The sequence below is a fragment of the Actinoplanes oblitus genome (assembly GCF_030252345.1).
Classification (GTDB): domain Bacteria; phylum Actinomycetota; class Actinomycetes; order Mycobacteriales; family Micromonosporaceae; genus Actinoplanes; species Actinoplanes oblitus.
Map to the genome: position 1 here is coordinate 5,488,388 of NZ_CP126980.1, position 15,301 is coordinate 5,503,688.

14 protein-coding genes are annotated in these 15,301 nt (G+C 71.4%); 9 read left to right on the plus strand and 5 right to left on the minus strand.

Features of this window, described 5'->3' with window-relative positions:
- The first annotated feature begins 38 nt into the window (after window positions 1-38).
- The 3 genes from Actob_RS24795 to Actob_RS24805 are packed head-to-tail and all read left to right on the plus strand — an operon-like array spanning window position 39 to window position 3,158.
- On the plus strand, window positions 39-1,283 hold the full coding sequence (locus tag Actob_RS24795) for a M23 family metallopeptidase (RefSeq protein ID WP_284914201.1): 1,245 nt from the start codon (window positions 39-41) through the stop codon (window positions 1,281-1,283).
- On the plus strand, window positions 1,280-2,710 hold the full coding sequence (locus Actob_RS24800; RefSeq protein WP_284914202.1) for a glycoside hydrolase family 25 protein: 1,431 nt from the start codon (window positions 1,280-1,282) through the stop codon (window positions 2,708-2,710). Before Actob_RS24795 ends, Actob_RS24800 begins: the two co-directional genes overlap by 4 nt.
- A gap of 19 nt (window positions 2,711-2,729) precedes the next feature.
- A complete protein-coding gene (locus Actob_RS24805) occupies window positions 2,730-3,158 on the plus strand; it encodes a hypothetical protein (protein WP_284914203.1) in 429 nt (142 codons plus the stop codon).
- 128 nt (window positions 3,159-3,286) lie between these two features.
- Here Actob_RS24805 and Actob_RS24810 read toward each other — a convergent pair whose 3' ends face one another.
- Complete coding sequence (locus Actob_RS24810; RefSeq protein WP_284914204.1) at window positions 3,287-4,045, minus strand: hypothetical protein; 759 nt, start codon at window positions 4,043-4,045, stop codon at window positions 3,287-3,289.
- 340 nt (window positions 4,046-4,385) lie between these two features.
- Here Actob_RS24810 and Actob_RS24815 point away from each other — a divergent pair, with 340 nt between their 5' ends.
- A complete protein-coding gene (locus Actob_RS24815) occupies window positions 4,386-4,718 on the plus strand; it encodes a cold shock domain-containing protein (protein WP_284914205.1) in 333 nt (110 codons plus the stop codon).
- A 66-nt stretch (window positions 4,719-4,784) separates the two neighbouring features.
- Here the strand turns inward: Actob_RS24815 and Actob_RS24820 are convergent, their stop codons facing one another.
- From Actob_RS24820 to Actob_RS24830, 3 genes are all read right to left on the minus strand, one after another.
- Window positions 4,785-6,419 (minus strand): glycoside hydrolase family 6 protein, encoded by a 1,635-nt coding sequence (locus Actob_RS24820; protein WP_284914206.1) that lies wholly within the window; start codon window positions 6,417-6,419, stop codon window positions 4,785-4,787.
- Window positions 6,420-6,621: 202 nt separating this feature from the next.
- Window positions 6,622-7,284: a response regulator gene (locus Actob_RS24825; RefSeq protein ID WP_284914207.1), complete on the minus strand. Its 663-nt coding sequence runs from the start codon at window positions 7,282-7,284 to the stop codon at window positions 6,622-6,624.
- Complete coding sequence (locus Actob_RS24830) at window positions 7,281-8,870, minus strand: sensor histidine kinase (protein WP_284914209.1); 1,590 nt, start codon at window positions 8,868-8,870, stop codon at window positions 7,281-7,283. Before Actob_RS24830 ends, Actob_RS24825 begins: the two co-directional genes overlap by 4 nt.
- A 183-nt stretch (window positions 8,871-9,053) precedes the next feature.
- Between Actob_RS24830 and Actob_RS24835 the strand changes: the two genes are divergently transcribed.
- The 4 genes from Actob_RS24835 (at window position 9,054) to Actob_RS24850 (ending at window position 12,092) form a co-directional block, all read left to right on the plus strand.
- The gene (locus tag Actob_RS24835; RefSeq protein ID WP_284914210.1) at window positions 9,054-9,851 is read left to right on the plus strand and encodes an ABC transporter ATP-binding protein; all 798 of its coding nucleotides are present in this window, start codon (window positions 9,054-9,056) and stop codon (window positions 9,849-9,851) included.
- Window positions 9,841-10,692, plus strand: a complete 852-nt coding sequence (locus tag Actob_RS24840; protein WP_284914211.1) for an ABC transporter permease — start codon at window positions 9,841-9,843, stop codon at window positions 10,690-10,692. Before Actob_RS24835 ends, Actob_RS24840 begins: the two co-directional genes overlap by 11 nt.
- Complete coding sequence (locus Actob_RS24845) at window positions 10,685-11,716, plus strand: ABC transporter substrate-binding protein (RefSeq protein WP_284914212.1); 1,032 nt, start codon at window positions 10,685-10,687, stop codon at window positions 11,714-11,716. Before Actob_RS24840 ends, Actob_RS24845 begins: the two co-directional genes overlap by 8 nt.
- Window positions 11,717-11,900: 184 nt before the next feature.
- A complete protein-coding gene (locus Actob_RS24850; protein WP_284914213.1) occupies window positions 11,901-12,092 on the plus strand; it encodes a hypothetical protein in 192 nt (63 codons plus the stop codon).
- A gap of 96 nt (window positions 12,093-12,188) precedes the next feature.
- On the opposite strand, the gene Actob_RS24855 is transcribed toward Actob_RS24850, so the two are convergent.
- Window positions 12,189-13,892 (minus strand): amylo-alpha-1,6-glucosidase, encoded by a 1,704-nt coding sequence (locus Actob_RS24855; RefSeq protein ID WP_284914214.1) that lies wholly within the window; start codon window positions 13,890-13,892, stop codon window positions 12,189-12,191.
- Between the two features lie 325 nt (window positions 13,893-14,217).
- Here Actob_RS24855 and Actob_RS24860 point away from each other — a divergent pair, with 325 nt between their 5' ends.
- Entirely contained in the window at window positions 14,218-15,231 is a 1,014-nt protein-coding gene (locus Actob_RS24860; protein ID WP_284914215.1) for a LacI family DNA-binding transcriptional regulator, read from the plus strand.
- The last annotated feature ends 70 nt before the right edge of the window (window positions 15,232-15,301 follow it).

Here is a 15,301-nt window from a genome sequence, read left to right on the forward strand (position 1 = left end):
GAACCGGCGTGCTACTCACGATCGGAAGGACGGCCGTGGTGCTGGCCGTCGCAGCGGTGGCGACAGCGGTGGCGGTGCCCCGCGCGGAGGCCGCCACCAAGGCCTACTACCTGCCGTTCCCGGCGGGTGTCAGCTATCGGGTGACCCAGGGCTGGGACGGCTCGTTCAGCCACAACGGCAGCGAGTACGTGCGCTATGCGGTCGACTTCGCGATGCCCAGCGGCAGCACCGTCGTGGCGTCCGCCCCCGGCGTCGTCTACGCGTCGTACTACTCGGCGGACAGCTGGGGCAACACCGTCGTCATCAAGCATCCGTGGGGCGAGTGCACCCGCTACTCGCACCTGTCCTCGCGCAAGGTGGTCGAGGGGCAGAGCGTCACGCAGGCCCAGATCGTCGGCATCTCCGGCGCCACCGGCAACGTCAGCGGCGCCCACCTGGACTTCAAGGCGGAGAACTGCGGCAACCGCTACTCGATCAAGATGGCGTTCCAGGAGTACGGCGGCTCGCTGTACGACTCCGCCGTCCAGGGCAAGACGCTGACCAGCCGCAACTCGCCCGCCAAGCCGGTCGACACGGTGGGTATGTGGAACGCGGCCGGTCACTCGTTCCACCTGCTCGGCGCGAACGCCGCCGGGAACTCGACGTGGGCGTTCACCTACGGCGCGGTCGGCGACCTCCCGGTCACCGGGGACTGGGACGGCAACGGCAAGGACTCCGTCGGCGTGTTCCGGCCGGGTACCGACTCCGGCACCTTCCACCTGTCCAACGACCTGACCAGCGGCACCTCGGACTACGCGTTCGCCTCCGGCCTGCCCACCGACCTGCCCCTCGCCGGCGACTGGAACGGCGACGGCAAAGACTCCGTCGGCATCTACCGCCCCTCCGACGGCACCTTCCACCTACGCGACGCCCTCAGCGAAGGCTCCTCCACCTACGCATTCTCCTTCGGCCCCGACAACACCAACCTGATCCCGCTCGCCGGCGACTGGAACGGCGACGGCAAAGACTCCGTCGGCTACTACGACCCCGCCACCTCCCGATTCACCCTCACGAACACGCTCGGCGGCGGCGACGCCGACTACACCTACGTGTACGGACGCGCCGGCGACCAGCCGGTGATAGGTGACTGGGACGGCAACGGCACCGACACCCCCGGCCTGTACCGGCCGGACACCACCCAATTCCTGCTCAAGAACAGCCACGGCGCCGGCAACGCCACCATCACCTTCACCGGATTCAGCGCCGGCATGACACCGGTCGCCGGCGACTGGGACGACCGGTGAGGGCCCGGCTCGCCGCGGCGCTCACCGCCGCCGCGCTGCTCGGCGCACTGGCCGTGACCCAGCCGGCGTCCGCCGCCGGCTACCTGGTCGGCCCGGACATCTCCAGCTACCAGCACCCGAACGGCGCGGCGGTCAACTGGGACACGGTGTACGCCTCGCAGAGCTTCGCGATCGTCAAGGCCACCGAGGACGCCGACTACACCAGCCCGACGTTCCGCGGCGACTGGACGAAGCTGCAGGCCAAGGGCGGTATCCGGGGGACGTACCACTACGCGCGCCCGAGCGGTGCCGCGAACGACGCGCTCAACGAGGCCCGCTACTACATCTCGGTGACCGGCACGCTGCGCGAGCGCAACCAGCTGCCGCCGATCCTCGACCTGGAGGAGACCGGTGGTCTCGGCCAGGCGGCGCTACGCACCTGGATCCAGACTTGGCTCACCGAGGTGCAACGGCTCACCGGGCGCAAACCGATGATCTACGTGAGCCCCGGCTTCTGGGACGCCAACGTCAACAGCACCGCGTTCGGGTCGTACCCGCTGCAGGTCGCGCACTACACGACCGCCGCCGCGCCACGGCTGCCGGTCGGCTGGAGCAAGTGGACCATGTGGCAGTACACCGACAACGCCACCGTCGCCGGTATCCCGGCGGCCACCGACCACAACCGGTTCAACGGCGACCTCGCCGCGTTGCGGGCCCTGGCCAACGGCGCGGGCGGCGGGGACCTGGTCGGGGTCTGGGACCCGTCCGGTCACTCGTTCCACCTGCTGGCCGCGAACGCGGCAGGCAACTCCCGGTGGGCTTTCCAGTACGGCGCGGTCGGCGACCTCCCGGTCACCGGGGACTGGGACGGCAACGGCAAGGACTCCGTCGGCGTGTTCCGGCCGGGTACCGACTCCGGCACCTTCCACCTGTCCAACGACCTGACCAGCGGCACCTCGGACTACGCGTTCGCCTCCGGCCTGCCCACCGACCTGCCCCTCGCCGGCGACTGGAACGGCGACGGCAAAGACTCCGTCGGCATCTACCGCCCCTCCGACGGCACCTTCCACCTACGCGACGCCCTCAGCGAAGGCTCCTCCACCTACGCGTTCTCCTTCGGCCCCGACAACACCAACCTGATCCCGCTCGCCGGCGACTGGAACGGCGACGGCAAAGACTCGATCGGCTACTACGACCCCGCCACCTCCCGATTCACCCTCACGAACACCCTCGGCGGCGGCGACACCGACTACACCTACGTGTACGGACGCGCCGGCGACCAGCCGTTCGTCGGTGACTGGGACGGCAACCGCACCGACACGCCGGCCGTGTTCCGCCCGGCGACCACCCAGTTCCTGCTCGCCAACGCCCAGGGCGGCGGCGACGCCGACATCACCTTCACCGGATTCACCGCCGACCAGGTGCCGCTGCACGGCGCCTGGGGCTGACACACGAGGGAGACGACAGATGACCATCGCACGAATCATCCGGGCCGGCGCGGCCGCCGTGACGGCGACCATCGGCTTCCTGGCCGCCACCGGATCCGGCGCGTACGCCTCGGTGACCGAGTTCCGGCACCACGACGTGGTCGGCATCCGGCAGGCCGACTACAAGATCACCTTCTACAGCGACCCCTACGGCAACGGGCGCAAGCACCTCATCGTCGCCGACAAGAGGGCCGACGGTGTCACCGCCCGCCTGCGCATCTGGCCGGCGCCCATCGCGTCGCCGTGCTCCTACATCGACTACAAGGACCAGGGCGGCGCGGACGACGGCGCCTACCACTACGACATCTACTACCCGGTCGGGATGATCGCCTACGTCTACGGCAGCGACGTCAAGGTCTGGGGTGGCACCTACAGCTACGACGAGCCCGCCATCCTCGACAACTGCTGACAGCCCCATCCCGCGCAGAGAACTGCCGGCGTCGATGACGCCGGCAGTTCTCCTGTCCCGGACAGTCCCCATCGACACCGGCATCGAGACTGGTTCGCATCGCTCCTCGATCAAGACCCTGCCGCCGGCTACTCGCCGGGAAGCAGCGCCACACCGGCACCCGCGAACACAGTGTTCGCGCCGGTCAGGAACAGTTTCGCGGTGGCGAGGCCCAGGCGTCGCACGGTCCGGCCGTCGTCGAAGCCCCGGTGGTCGCAGCCGGAGTAGCGCACCACCACCTCACCACCCCCGGCCAGCAGCACGACCACCTCGTCGCCGTAGGAAGCCTCCGGCGCGCAGTTCTGCGGCTCGTCCGGACCGCCGCCGACCGGCTCGGCGCGGACCGCGGCCAGCGCCCGTTGTGCGGCCGCCCCGTCCAGCCGCAACGAGGAGATGATCGACTCGTCCGCCGCCAGCGGGTACCGGCACGCCGACACCGACGTGACCGCGTCCCCGGCGGGCGCCCGCACCGGCCGGTACCCGGGATTCTCCGTGACCGGATGCCGCACCGGGCAGCCGTGGTGGTCGACGCCGTCGACCACCCGTACCGTGCTCGCGATTCGTTCCCGCAGGTCCTCCCCCACCTGCACAACCACCGCCACGCCACGCAGCCGCACGGTCGTCCGGTCGCCGCTTCGCGTCACCCCGTCGGAAGGCTCGCCCAGGTCCCGTTCCAGGGACACCACCGGCCCGGTGTCGGCGACGTCCACGCTCTCCGGGCACCCGGCCGCGGTGGAGATCCCGGGGCGGCCCACCACGGGCGGTGAGCCGGCGTTCGCCCGCCGCTGCCCGACGCACCACTGGCCCAGCCGCTGGCTGCCGTTGTCATACCCGAATGCGGCGGGCACCCCCACCTCGATCCCGCCGTACGACTCCCACCGCCACCCCGGGGGCAACGCGGTCGCCGACGGAACCGGTCCCGTGGCAGGCTTCCCGGCAGGGCCCGCACACGCCGTCACCGACAGTACCGCCGCCAGCGCCACCGCGATCCTTCGCGACCTCACCCGCCTAGTCTCACCCGCCTGCGCGCGGGGATCCGGCGTTCGATGGAACCGGCCGCCCACCAGGATCTTCGCGTCGGGACGCGTCCGGCGGGCCCGGTCGGCCCGGACCGCGTACCCGAAGCACCTCCCTGGCCTGAGCCACCAGCTCTCGCCCGACGGTTTCCGCCGGAAGTTAGGGTGTGGCGTGACTGTCATCGGCACGATCCGGGAGTGGAACGACGACGAGGGCTGGGGCGTCATCGATTCCCCGCGGACACCCGGCGGATGCTGGGCGCTTTTCTCGCAGGCCGCCGTCTCGGGCTACGTCAGCTTCACCGCCGGCCAATCGGTCCGGCTCGAATGGGAAAGCCCGGGCCAGGACGGATGGCCCTATCGCGCGGTCAGGTTCTGGCCCGAAGGCCAAGAGCCGGTGGACCGGTTCGCGGACGCGACGGGCGGCCCCGGCGGCGCTTACCACAGCACACTTTCGCTGTCCTTCGACGACGATCCCGAGGGCACGGATCGCCCGCGGGAATGACCGTAACCGGTGCTCCACGGACCGGAAACTGCCGGCGTCGTCGACGCCGGCAGTTTCCGGTACCGGTCAGTCCCCGTTGATCAGGTGGGTGGCCAGGTCCGGCGAGAACGTGCCGGCCGGAATGTCCGAGCCGTGGCCGCAGGACGCGTCGGCCCCGTCGGAATCGCCGGGCACCTTGACCCACAGCGTGAGCTCGGGCCCGGTGGCGCCATCGACCCGCGACGGCGCGCCGAGCTTGGCGCCGACCGGGTTGCACCACTTACCCGGCTGCCCGCCGTTGCCGTTACGGCTGGTGTCGATCAGATAGGGCTTGCCGGTGCCGGCCCGCACCTGCTCGGCGTAGGACGTGGACTCGGCCGTGGTGAAGAAGTTCGACACGTTCACCGCGACCCCGTGCGCCTCGGCGACACCGGCGCGCCGCAGACGGTCGGCCATCGTCGCCGGCGGCACCCAATGGGCGTTCCCACCGTCCGCGTACGCCCACGCCCGCCCGCCGAACTGCTCGATCGCATACCGCACCAGATCGAACCGCGTCCGCAGATCGTCGGGGTCGGGCATGCACCCGGCATCGGCCTGGGCGAGGGCGTCCGGCTCGATCACCACGATCGCCGGCCGGTCCCCCACGCCGGCCGCGAAATCGCTGATCCATTCCCGGTACGCCGCCGGGCTGCCCGCCCCGCCGCTGGACGCACCCCCGCAGTCCCGGCCGGGAATGTCGTAGGCCACCAGGATCGGCACCTTGCGCACCGCCGCCGCGGCGCTCACGTAGTCGTCGACCGCCTCGGCGATGTCGCCGCTCCAGCTGCCGAACCAGTGTGCTCCGGGCCGGCGCGCCATCGCCGCCCGGATCGCCGGCGCCCGCGAGTCGTCCGGGTGCGCCGCCAGCCACGCGTCCGGATGCGCGTCCGGATCGGCGTAGAAGCCGTACACCTTGGCCAGCCGCGCCGGGTCCGGTGCGGCGGTGTCGAGCGTGAAGTCGCCGGCCAGCGGCCGGTCGCCGGCACCGCCGTACCGGTAGGACGCGGTCACCGCGGCGGTCGCGGTGTTGCCCGCCAGCACGGTGACCGTACGCGTCGACGGCTTGTAGGCCCCCGTGGTGTCCGTGCCGTCACCGTCCCAGTCCCCCACGATCGGCAGGTCACCCGGGTCGATCCGGACATGGTCGAAGGAGCGGTCAGCGGCCCCCGAGCCGAGCGAGTCGCGCAGGAACATCGCGCCGGTCGACGGCCGGAACACGCCGACCGTGTCCCGGCCGTCGCCGTTCCAGTCCCCGGCGATCGGGGTGTCGCCGGCGGTGCCGTACCCGAAACTGACGTCCGCGCCGCCCGCGCTCAGCGCGTCACGCAGCCGGAAGGTCCGGTCCGCGGGCCGGTAGGCGCCGATGCCGTCGCGGCCGTCACCGTCCCAGTCACCGATCAGCGGGACGTCACCGGACTGAGCAAAATCGGCCACCGAGAACGCGAGATCGGACGGACCGCCCGCGTCGAGCGTGTTGCGCAGGTGAAAGGTCCGATCCGACGGCCGGAAGAAGCCCAGGCTGTCGACACCGTCGCCGTCCCAGTCACCGACGACCGGGACGTCGCCGCTCGCGCCCACCGGGAACGGCTGGACGTCGGCGTTGCCCGGCCCCAGCGAGGTGCGCAGATAGGCATTCCGGTCGGAGGACCGGAAAACCCCGACCGTGTCGGTCTTGATCGGCACGGCCGCGACCGCATTTTTCGGTACGAGTGGGAGCACGAGCAGTGGTACCAGGAGAAGCCGGCGTAGCACGGTGGAAGGCTCCTTTCGGACGGCGGCGTCGGTGGTGTGCTTCGCCGATGCTCGGCCGGCCCGCTTACCGCCCGCTTACCCGTGCCGCGCCGCCGTGGCGGTCATCGCCGGATCTCCGTCGGACCCGTCCCGGTCAGCGAGCGGCCAGCCAGCGGTAGCGGTGTTCCGGGCGGCCGGTGCTGCCGTAGCGCAGGCGCATCTCGGCCACGCCGTCGCGAGCCAGAGCGGCCAGGTAGCGCTGCGCGGTGGCCCGGGAGATGCCCAGTTCATCGGCGATCTCGGCGGCCGTGCGTGGCTGGCTCGCCTGCCGCAGGGCCTGGCTGACCAGGTGCACGGTGACCGCGGACTGGCCTTTCGGCACACTGGGCCGGTCGCCCTCGTGCAGCAGCCGCCACACCCGGTCGATCTCCTCCTGGCCCAGGTCGCGGTTACCGGCCAGCGCGCCACGATACCTTCGGTACGCCGCCAGCCGGTCGCCCAGCTGTTCCGCGGTGAACGGCTTGACCAGGTAGTTCAGCGCCCCGCGCGCCAGTGCCAGCCGCACCGACGCGGTGTCCGACGCGGCCGTCAGCATGATCGTGTCGACGCTCAGCTCGGCCAGCAGGTCCAGGCCCGGCTCGTCCGGCAGGTAGCTGTCCAGCAGCACCAGGTCCACCGGCTGGGCGGCCAGGAACTCTCGGGCCTCGGCGGCGGTCCGCGCGGTGCCGGCCACGGCGAAGCCGTCCGCGCGGGCGGTGAAGCCGACGTGCACCTGGGCGACCCGGAAGTCGTCCTCGACCACCAGTACCCGGATCACGGGGTGACCGCCACCAGGGCGTGCGGGAGTCGCGCCTCGAACACCGCGCCGTGCCCGTCGCCGGCCGGGGCGCTCAACCCGACGTCGCCGCCGAGCTGCCGGGCGGCCTGCCGGGCCAGCGCCAGCCCGAGTCCCCTGCCCTGTTCGCCGCAGGTGGTGACGCCGGCCGTGAAGACGGTCTCGCCGAGGTCCGCGGCGACCCCGTCGCCGGAGTCGACCACCGAGATGTGCAGGGCGTCGTCGTCGGAGAGCAGCGCCAGATCGACCCAGGCCGGTCGGCGGCCACCGCGGCGGGCCGCCTCCAGGGCGTTGTCGACCAGGATGCCGAGCACCGTGGTCACCTCCACCGGCGCGGTCACCCGGGTGCCGACCCAGCTGGTGTCGGACAGCGCCAGGCGTACGTCGCGCTCGGCCGCCTCGGCGGTCTTGGCGGCGACGAACGCCTGCAGGTACGGGTCGTCGACGGCGCCGACCGGACCGGCTGCGGCGATCGCCCCGCCCGCGACGGCGTGCAGATATTCCAGGGCCTCGTCGCGGTGGTCGTTCTGCAGCAGGCCGGAGAGCACGTGCAGCCGGTTGGCGAACTCATGTCGCGAGGCGCGCAGCGCGTTGCTGAGGGTGCGCACCGAGTCCAGCTCGCGGGTCACGTTCTCCAGGTCGGTACGGTCCCGCAGGGTCAGCACGCCGCCCAGGTCACGGCCGTCCCGGCGGACCTCGCGGTAGTTGACCACCAGTACGCGGTCGCCGGCCACGGTGATCTCGTTGTCCGCCGCACGCCGCTCGAAGACGGCGACCAGCCCGGGTGGCAGGCCGGCCGCGGTGACCGGGGTGCCCGGCTCCGGTGCGGTGCCGAGCAGCCGTACCGCCTCCCGGTTGCACACGGTGACCCGGCCGGTCGCGTCGACTGCCAGCACACCTTCGCTGATGCCGCGCAGCACCGCTTCGCGTTCCCGGACCAGCTCGGCCAGGTCGGCCGGTTCCAGGCCCAGGGTCAGGCGCTTGAGACGGCGGCTGAGCAGCGCCGACCCGGCCACGCCGAGCAGCAGCGCGCATCCGGCGACGATGCCGGCGACGCCCAGTTGCTGCCACATGTACTCGCTGATGTCCGAGGCCCGGAAGCCGACGCTGACCTCGCCGACGATGCTGCCGTCCGCGGCGCGCAGCGGTGTCTTGCCCCGGGCGGACAGGCCCAGGGTGCCGCGCTCGACACTGATCGTGTCGCGCCCGGCGAGCACCGCCGACGGGTCGGTGCTGACCGGTTCGTGCAGACGCTGCCGAATGGGGTGGGCGAGCCGGATCCCGTTCCGGTCGGTGATCACCACGAACAGCGCGCCGCTGGCCTTCTGCGCCGCCTCGGCGCGGGCCGGCAGCACTCCGCCCGGGTCACCGATCGCGGCGGCCGCCGGGATCGCCGGGTCGGCGGCCAGGGTGTGCGCGACGGCCAGCGCGCGGCTGCCGTACTGGTCGGTCAGCTCACGGTCGAAGAGCCAGCCGATCAGCGCGCAGCCCATCCCGAAGACGACCACGAGCAAGCCGACCTGCAGGGCCATGACCTGCCAGGCGAACGGAACGGGGCGGCGCAGCATGACGGCACTGTAACGCCGGTGACGGCCGTTCCGGCCGGTGAGCAGAACGCGCAATACGCGGTCAACGCGGCTTAGCGCCGCAAGGCCCACAAGGATTCCGGCCGGCGGCCGACCTTCCTAGGTTCTCCGCATCGGCTGGACCCATCAACAGCCATGACGACGTACCAGTTAGGAGGCGTTCTCTTGACGGTAATCGCGTTGCGGAACGCGACCAAGCGTTTCCCCGGCACCGGTGGCCAACCGCACACCGCCGTCCGGGACCTCACTCTGACCGTGGCGGCGGGCGAGTTCGTCGCCGTGGTCGGCCCGACCGGCTGCGGCAAGTCGACGACGTTGTCGCTGGTCTCCGGCCTCGAACCGCCGTCCAGCGGCGAGGTCGAGGTGGACGGGACGCCGGTGCGCGGCATCCCGGACGGGATCGGCTACATGTTCCAGGCCGACGCGGTGCTGCCCTGGCGCTCGGTGCTCGACAACGTCGCCGCCGGTCCGCGCTACCGGGGGCTGGCGAAGGCCGAGGCCCGGGCGAAGGCGATGGTCTGGGTCGAGCGGGTCGGGCTGGCCAGGTTCGCCGCCTACTACCCGCACCAGCTCTCCGGCGGCATGCGCAAGCGGGTCGCGCTGGCCCAGACACTGGTCAACGAGCCGCGGATCCTGCTGATGGACGAGCCGTTCAGCGCGCTCGACGTCCAGACCCGCCAGCTGATGCAGGACGAGTTGCTGCGGCTGTGGCAGGGCACCGGCGCGGCGGTCATCTTCGTCACCCACGACCTGGAGGAGGCGATCGCGCTCGCCGACCGGGTGGTGGTGATGACCTCCAGCCCGGCCACCATCAAGGCGGTCTTCGACGTGCCGCTGGACCGTCCCCGCGACGTCGAGGAGATCCGGATGACGCCCGAGTTCACCGCCACCTACCGCGAGATCTGGGAGAGCTTGCGCGACGAGGTCGCCCGCGCCCGGACGGAGGCCGGCCATGCAGGCTGAGATGACCGTCGCGCCCGACATCACCGCCGAGCGGGTCCGGAAGCCGGCGAATCGGCGTACCAAAATGTGGGTTGTCCGGTGTGCTCTGGTGGTGGTCTGGCTCGGCAGCTGGGAGCTGGCCGCGACCCACTGGATCGACCCGTTCTTCTATTCCAAGCCGTCGGCGATCGCGGACCGGCTGGCCGACTGGTTCACCGTCGGTACCGCGTTCGGATCGGTCTGGACGCAGCTGTCGGTCACCCTCGAGGAGTCGGTGCTCGGCTTCCTGATCGGCGCGGTGGCCGGCGTGGTGCTGGGCATCCTGCTCGGCCGGGCCCGGTTCGCCGCCGAGGTGGCCGCGCCGTTCATCAAGGCGGCCAACGCGGTGCCCCGGATCGTGCTCGCGTCGCTGTTCATCATCTGGTTCGGTTTCGGCCTGACCTCCAAGGTCGCCACCGCCGTCGTACTGGTCTTCTTCGCGGTGTTCTTCAACGCCTTCCAGGGCGCCCGCGAGGTGGACCGCAACCTGGTCGACAACGCCCGGATCCTGGGCGCCTCGCGGATGCGGGTGCTCACCTCGATCGTCGTTCCCAGCGCCACCAGCTGGATCTTCGCCTCGCTGCACGCCGCCTTCGGCTTCGCGCTGATCGGCGCGGTCGTCGGCGAGTACGCCGGCGCCGACAAGGGCCTGGGCCTGCTCATCGCGAACGCCCAGGGCACCTTCGACGCGGCCGGCATCTACGCCGGAATGATCGTCATCACCGTCGTCGCGCTGCTCGCCGAGTGGCTGCTCACGCTGCTGGAGAACCGGCTTCTCCGCTGGCGTCCCCCGGTCCGATCCCTGGGAGAACAACGTGCGTAAGTTCCTCGCTGTCACCGCCGTCGCCGCGCTCGCCCTCACCGGCTGCCGTGGCACCAGCCCCGACGACGCCGCGTCCGGTGCCTCGGCCGGACCGATCAAGATCATGGTCGGCGGGATCGACAAGGTGATCTACATGCCGGCCAAGCTGACCGAGCAACTCGGTGGATTCGCCGCCGAAGGCCTGGACGTGCGGCTGCTCACCGAGCCGTCCGGCGCGAACGCGGAGAACGTGCTGATCGCCGGCGACGTGCAGGGTGTGGTCGGGTTCTACGACCACACCATCGACCTGCAGACCAAGGGCAAGTGCATCACCGGGGTGGTGCAGTTCGCCGATGTGCCCGGCGAGGTGGAGATCGTCGCCGCCGGCCAGGCCGCCACGCTGACCGGTCCGGCGGACTTCAAGGGACACAAGCTGGGTGTCACCAGTCCCGGCTCGTCGACCGACTTCCTGACCCAGTACCTGGCCACCAAGGGCGGCCTGACCAGCGCGGACTACACGACTGTCAAGGCCGGCGCCGGGCAGACGTTCATCGCCGCCATCGACAACGGCGGGATCGACGCCGGGATGACCACCGACCCGACAGCCGCCAAACTGCTCACCACCGGCAAGGGCAAGATCCTGCTGGACATGCGTACCGAGCAGGGCACCCGGGCCGCGCTCGGCGGGCTCTACCCGGCCAGCTCGCTCTACATGGACTGCGCCTGGGTGGACGGCCACCGGGCGCAGGTGCAGAAGCTGGCGAACGCGCTGGTCAAGACGCTGCGCTGGATCAAGGGGCACAGTGCCGAGGAGATCGCCGCCAAGATGCCGGCGGAGTACGCGGCCGGTGACCCGAAGCTGTACGCCAAGGCCGTGCACGACAGCGCCGGCATGTTCAACGGCGATGGGCTGATGAAGGAGGAGGGCGCCAGGAACGTCCTCGAGGTGCTCAGCCAGTTCTCCCCGAACGTCAAGGGCAAGAAGGACCAGGTCGACCTGAGCAAGACGTACACCACCGAGTTCACCTCGAAGGTGGCCGGCTGACGGAGTTCCGGATGGCCCGCGCCGGCGTCTTCGGATGTCCGGGCGGGCTGCCCGGCGGCCCAGGTCGGCGATCGGCGGCTGGCCGCGCGGGCGGTGGCCCGGGCTCGGCTCTGATCCGTCGCGGTCGGCGATCGATGTGCCCTCGATGCCGCACTCGCCCGGCCACGGTCCTACCGTGGTGACCATGGACACCCGAGAACGACGGATCGACACCGCCCGGATCCTCGGCACCATCGCCGTGGTCGTCGGCCTTCTGATCACTGTCGTCGGCCTCGTCACCGACAGCACGCCCGCCAAGGGCTATTTCTTCGCCGGGATGCTGGTGTTCACCGGGATCGGGCTGCGCATCGAGGCCGCCGTGACCGACCGTCGCTGAGATGAGCCGGGCAGCCGGCCCCCAGGCCGCGCTGCGCCGCCAAGGGCGACAACTTCGAGTCTTCGTCGGTCCGTGGGCGTCGCAGCGCACCTCGGGTTACCGGCGCGCGTCCCGCCGCCGTTGCTGGTGGGCGGCGGCCAGGATGAGGTAACCGCTGGCGGTCCAGGTGTAGGCCCGGTCCCGCAGCCCGGCGCCGGTCTCGGCGTCGAAGTTCTCGGCGAAGCCGGACTTCTCGCACAGCGCCCGGAAGCGCTCGCTGACCGTGTCGGCGAGCCCGGCATGGCCGGCCCGGCGCAGGCCGTCCTCGATGAGGACGGTGGCCGGAGCCCAGATCGGGCCGCGCCAGTAACCGTCCGCGAGGTAGCCCGGTGACGCGATCGGCTCGGTGGCCAGGCCGTGGGCGGTGAGGTGCGACTCGATACGCACGGCCAGTGCGGCGCTGAGGTGCTCGGGCAGGTCGTCACCGAGGACGATCGGCATCAGGTCGAGCAGGCTGGAACTGGCGCGCAGGTCTCCGGTGCGGGTGGACCGGGAGACGAACGCGCAGTCTTGCCACAACTCGTCGAGCAGCGCCGTGCGTATCGAGGTGGCGGTCGCCTCCCAGGTCGCGGCGTCGGCGGGGCGGTCCAGGTCGCGGGCCAGCGCGGCCAGTTCGCGCAGCTGGAGGACGAGGAACGCGTTGAGGTCCCCGGTCTCGATGACCCGGTCCCCGTCGAAGGTCGTCGCGTTGTCCCAGCCGCTGTCGTTGCCGTGCTGGTAGTGCGCCAGCCGGCGGCCGGGCGCGCGCCGGTGGTCGAGCCAGAACCGGGTCCAGGCGGCGAGCCGCTGGTACGCCTGGCTCAACTGGCCGGGGTCGAGGTGCAGCCGTTCCCGGAGCCGGCGCAGCGCCCAGCCGTGGATGGGTGGCTTGACGAAGTTGTGGAGCACTTCGGAGTGGGTGATCGAGTCGGGCAGCGCGCCGGTCGGGTCCTGGTGGTCGAAGGGCAGGTGGAACTGGTCCCAGGCCAGGTCGGGCACGCCCGCGGCGAGAGCGAGGGCGTTGAAGCAGTGGTCCCAGCTCCAGACCTTGTCCATCCAGTGCTTGGACATCAGGACGCCCGGCCGGCCCAGGAAGCCGGCCGGGTCGACGGTGGCCGACCACATCACGTAGGCGGCGAGTTCGGCGGCCGGGGTCTCGGCGTCACGCCACGGCGCGACGGCGTCCGCGAAACCGGTGAACTCTCGGGCGGTCGCGGCGACGACGTCGTCGAAACCGCCGGTGGCGGCGAACGGCGGCCGGCCGGTCCGGTACTCCTCGATCGCGATCTCCCAGGGCTGCCCGGCGGGCAGGGTGAGGTGGCGGTCCCCGGCACCGAGGGCTTCCAGCCCGGCCGCCTCGGTGATCGCGCCGGTCAGGACGGTGATCCGGTAGCGGCGGCCGGTCTCGTAGGAGGTCAGCACATAGCCGCCGGCCACCGGATCCTGGAACAGGTAGCTGCCGGTGAACGGGGTCAGGGCACCGGCGGCCACCTGGACGCGCAGACCCAGCCCGGCGCCGCGCAGGCGGATCGTGTCGGCCCTCTGGTAGGCCGCGTCGATGCGCCCGTCGTCGCTCGTCCAGGTGAGCCGGGCGGGTGTCGCGGTGATCCGGGTGTCGGCCCGGGCGTCCGCGTGCTGGGGCAGGAACCGCAGGACGGGGTGCATGCCGGTCTGGTGGGAGACCAGGTGCAGGTCGTCGGCGTAGGTCTTCTCGGCGATGACCGGGGAGATGTCGAACCACGATCCGCGGTAGGAGAAGGGGATGTCCTGGATGGCGTACACGGTGCCTGCCTTCGTGGGTACGGGTGTGCCGGTCAGTCCTCGACGGTGGCGGGGATGCGGGCGATCACGGCGGTGGCCGCCCGGCGTGCTCGATGGCGATCGCGCATGAGGTTGGCCCCCTTCTCGAGTGCCGTGAGCGAATCGGTTCGACGACGCGATTCGACGGCACAGTAGGGCCACCCACGTGTCCTAGTCAAGCATCTACAAGCGCAAACGGGACGGTATTGACACCTGTCATTGCGGGCCCATACTGGCAAACGAATCGGTTCGATGATGCGTGCCGATCGGCGGTGCGTCATGATGAGCTGCGCGCAAGGAGGTCCAGATGAACATCGGCGAGATCGCCCGCCGGGCTGGGGTGTCCCGCAGCACCGTCTCGTACGCCCTCAGCGGCAAACGGCCGGTGACCGAGGAGACCAAGCGGCGCATCCAGGCGGTGATCGACGAGCTGGACTACCGGCCCAACGCCGCCGCCCGGGCGCTCAAGGAGGGCCGTACCCGCACGCTCGGGCTGGTCATCCCGCCGGCCGGCGCCCGGCTGACCGACATGCAGCTCGGCTTCGTCGCCAGCGTCGTGGAGGCGGCCGCCCGCGCCGACCTCGACGTGCTGCTCTCCCCCTCCGGCGGCGACCACGACCGCTCGTTCGAACGCATCGTCAGCGGCCGCCGCGTCGACGGAGCGATCCTCATGGAGATCCGGCTCGAGGACGAACGTGTCGCCCGGCTCCAGCAGACCGGACTGCCGTTCGTCACCATCGGGCACACCTCGAACCCGCACGGCACCTGCTGGGTGGACGTCGACTACGGCACCCTGATCGCCCGGTGCGTGCACCACCTGGCCGACCTCGGGCACCGCTGGATCGCGCTGATCAACCGCTCCGCCGAGCTGGTCGCCGCCGGTTACGGACCGGCGCACCGGGCCCTGGCCGGCTTCACCGAGGCCGCCGTCCAGCGCGATCTGCGCGGCATCACGCTGACCTGCGGTGATGACCCCATTGCCGGGGAGACGTGCATCGAACAACTCCGGCAGGACCATCCCGAGATCACCGCAGTGGTCACCCTCAACGAGGCAGCGCTGCCCGGCATCCAGCGCGGACTGGAACGCGCCGGCGTCCGCATCCCGCAGGACTTCTCCATCGCCGGTGTCGCCGCCCGCCACTGGGCCGAGGACTTCCGGCCCCAGCTGACCGCCGCCGACGTGCCCACCCTGGAGATGGGCGCCAGCGCCGTCGACCTGCTGCTGGAACGCATCGCGGCACCCGGCGCGCCGGCCCGGCACCTGCTGCTCACGCCGCCGATCTCGCTGCGCGCCAGCACCGGACCGGCACCCACGCGCTAGTCGCGCACCTTGATTCCCGGGACGAGCCGACCGGCTCCTCCCGCGATGTCCCCTGCCCTTCTCCGGATCC

Coding starts and splice junctions, on each gene's coding strand:
- Actob_RS24805 (WP_284914203.1), top strand. CDS start 2,730: ATGACCATCGCACGAATCATCCGGGCCGGCGCGGCCGCCGTGACGGCG.
- Actob_RS24830 (WP_284914209.1), bottom strand. CDS start 8,870: ATGCTGCGCCGCCCCGTTCCGTTCGCCTGGCAGGTCATGGCCCTGCAG.
- Actob_RS24840 (WP_284914211.1), top strand. CDS start 9,841: ATGCAGGCTGAGATGACCGTCGCGCCCGACATCACCGCCGAGCGGGTC.
- Actob_RS24850 (WP_284914213.1), top strand. CDS start 11,901: ATGGACACCCGAGAACGACGGATCGACACCGCCCGGATCCTCGGCACC.
- Actob_RS24860 (WP_284914215.1), top strand. CDS start 14,218: ATGAACATCGGCGAGATCGCCCGCCGGGCTGGGGTGTCCCGCAGCACC.